This window comes from Nonomuraea sp. NPDC049637 (genome assembly GCF_040675235.1).
Classification (GTDB): domain Bacteria; phylum Actinomycetota; class Actinomycetes; order Streptosporangiales; family Streptosporangiaceae; genus Nonomuraea.
Window position 1 is genome coordinate 1 of sequence record NZ_JBFAOM010000123.1, and the last position, 2,279, is coordinate 2,279.

5 protein-coding genes are annotated in these 2,279 nt (G+C 68.7%); 2 read left to right on the top strand and 3 right to left on the bottom strand.

The features are described 5' to 3' along the window. On the top strand, positions 1-201 hold a 201-nt coding region (locus AB0J71_RS49855), incomplete at its 5' end, for a hypothetical protein (protein ID WP_364421467.1). A gap of 260 nt (positions 202-461) precedes the next feature. Here the strand turns inward: AB0J71_RS49855 and AB0J71_RS49860 are convergent. After that, positions 462-899 (bottom strand): PPOX class F420-dependent oxidoreductase, encoded by a 438-nt coding sequence (locus AB0J71_RS49860; protein WP_352327433.1) that lies wholly within the window; start codon positions 897-899, stop codon positions 462-464. Positions 900-1,293: 394 nt separating this feature from the next. On the opposite strand from AB0J71_RS49860, the gene AB0J71_RS49865 reads away from it, so the two are divergent. Further along, positions 1,294-1,476 carry a hypothetical protein gene (locus AB0J71_RS49865; protein WP_352327432.1) on the top strand — a complete coding sequence of 61 codons (183 nt, stop codon included), beginning with the start codon at positions 1,294-1,296 and terminating at the stop codon, positions 1,474-1,476. Between the two features lie 30 nt (positions 1,477-1,506). Here AB0J71_RS49865 and AB0J71_RS49870 read toward each other — a convergent pair whose 3' ends face one another. Next, the gene (locus AB0J71_RS49870; RefSeq protein WP_352327431.1) at positions 1,507-1,668 is read right to left on the bottom strand and encodes a hypothetical protein; all 162 of its coding nucleotides are present in this window, start codon (positions 1,666-1,668) and stop codon (positions 1,507-1,509) included. Between the two features lie 236 nt (positions 1,669-1,904). Next, the coding region (locus tag AB0J71_RS49875) for a transposase (protein ID WP_364421470.1) at positions 1,905-2,279 on the bottom strand (375 nt) is incomplete at its 5' end.

Sequence of the window (2,279 nt, forward strand, 5' to 3'; positions counted from 1 at the left end):
GTGATGGAGGTGCAAAGCCATGCGGTTCCGCAAGGTGAGTTACGCGGGGGCGAGCGCCGTCATGTGCGCCGGCCTGGGCCTGGGAGAAGCGGCGGTGGGTGCGATGATCATGCCCATCAGCAGCCGCAGCCCATGTGCATCGCGCTGCCGCTGCAAGGGCGTGTGGTCGATGTGGCCCTGGTCGACATGGGCCGGGCATGATAGGCCCCAGGCCCTATCCCGGCCCTCACGGTCCCGGACTGTACTTGACTGCTGGTCCGGGCAGTACGATGCCCGGTACTCAAGGCCCGCACGGTCCGTGGCCGCGCGGCATGCGGATGACGCTCACCACGGCCACCCCGTCAAGCGTTCCAGCCGGCAAAGTTTCGCTGCGGTGTCCAATGCGGGGGCCGTCGCCCACGAAGGCGTCGTGCTGCCGCTTCCGGCCGGGCAGACGCCGGTCGTCGTCTTTTCGATCGTGGTCAGACGTCGCGGGAGTTGTAGCCCTGGAGGTGTGAGCCGCTCCCGAAGGATGGATTGGTGATCGGCTCGAGATTCCAGGCGACGATGCGGTGCGGTCGGATGCGCAGGGTCTCGTGGTCGAAGGCCGGGTGGAGCGGTGGGTCCAGGAAGACGATCTCGGCGTGACCACGCAGTTCGATGCCGCGGCCGGTCTGGCCGAGGGCGTTGGGCGTCGGTGACTGGTCGTCAATGACGAGGGAAACCCGGGGGTCGGCCAGGACGTTCTTGTATTTGCGGCTCTTGCTCAGCTCCGGGCCGCCGATCTGGACGGTCTCGGTTGCGGGGTCGAACCAGATCGCGACCGGCTGAGAGTGGGGAGACCCGTCGGGGCCGAGGGTGGCCAGGCGGCCGAGTTCCTGCTCCGACAGGTATGCGTGCTCTGAGTCAGTGAAAATCATGGCAGCAGTCTGCGACCTCAACCGTGCTTAAGGTCAAGCGATCCGACCGAGCACACCGCGGGTTCAACCGCCTTGCGGGACTCAGGGTTCAGGTTGTCTTCCAGACCTGCGGGGCAAAGAGCCCGCGAGCCGGCGGAGCGGTTCGGACAGGTGCTGGGCCAGCCGCCGCAGCTCGTCCGCGTGCCGGGAGCGAGCCAGGGGAGTGGGGGTGTTGCTGCCGTCCTCGGCATCGTGGGGCAGCACGGAGTGCCGTGCTGGTGCGGTGTCCAGCCGCCCAGCTGCAGGAGTCCGGCGGCGCCGGTGATGCTGGGATGATTTCCAACGAAGTAGCCTCTTACCTGGATTGATACGGACCCCCCATGGCTAGGGTCTCGATTCGCTCACGGTGTTGACCATGAGCGACGACAAGCCGGAGCTCGGGTACGGCGCGGGACAGGGACGCCGAGGTCATCCGGACGATGCTGAAGCATCCGCGCAGGAGCTCGCCCGGTACTCCGACGACCTGCGCAAGGCCGGGTACCGCGTCGAGCCTGACGCTGACGATGATCAGGCGCTGCTGGCGCGGGAGTCCTCCTGATCGCGTCCGCTCCAGCGCGTGGGGTGGAGGTCAGCGGGGACGGCGGCGCTGGGCGGGGTCGGCTTCGGCGGTGATGCGCGCGGAGATCTCCTCGCCCAGGCGCACGTAGCGGCCGAGGCTGGCCAGGTGCTGGTGGCGGCTCTTGGCCTGCAACTCCAGAGCGGTCCGTCCGGCCTGCGCGAGATGCTGCAACGCGCTGTCATGCCGCCCGCAGGCGCCGCACAGCCTGCCGGATCGCCGTCGGAAGAAACCCCGCACCGACGCTGACCGCGGCCGCCGCGACGGCCAGCAGGGTTGACCGCCAGGGCCAGGCCGACCCGGTGAGCGTCAGGTGGGCGGAGGGGTACTCCGAGAACTTCGCCGTGACCCAGGCCGTGGAGCGGTCGCTGTGGCGGGCGAGGTCACGCAGGACCGGACCAAAGCCGAACTCACCGGCATGACGTCCCCCGCCGGGCAGTTCGACGGCCAGCTTGTTGCGGTGCGCCCAGGTGTCGCAGCGACGTGTTGACGGCCGACACATCCGCGACGCCCGGCACCACGAAGCGGTCCACTCCGTGGGAGCTGGAACCTGTCGGCTGGGCGATCAGGACGAGGCCGTGACGAGTGGTGACTGTGCCACGGCTGCCGAGGACCACCGTACGTGCGCTGAAGGACACCCCGCCGTACGCTTCGAAGGCGTTGACGATCTCGCGTAACTCGTAACCGCCCTCGTGGCCGCTGAGGGATGGGTGCGCGGCCTTCCACGCCGTGAGCACCGGCTCGATCAACGCCCACTGCGCGTCGGATAAGTCGCTCGGGTAGGG

Bases quoted from the DNA above. Each gene is read 5' to 3' on its own strand.
- AB0J71_RS49860 (WP_352327433.1), bottom strand. From the start codon at position 899: ATGATTTTCACTGACTCAGAGCACGCATACCTGTCGGAGCAGGAACTC.
- AB0J71_RS49865 (WP_352327432.1), top strand. From the start codon at position 1,294: ATGAGCGACGACAAGCCGGAGCTCGGGTACGGCGCGGGACAGGGACGC.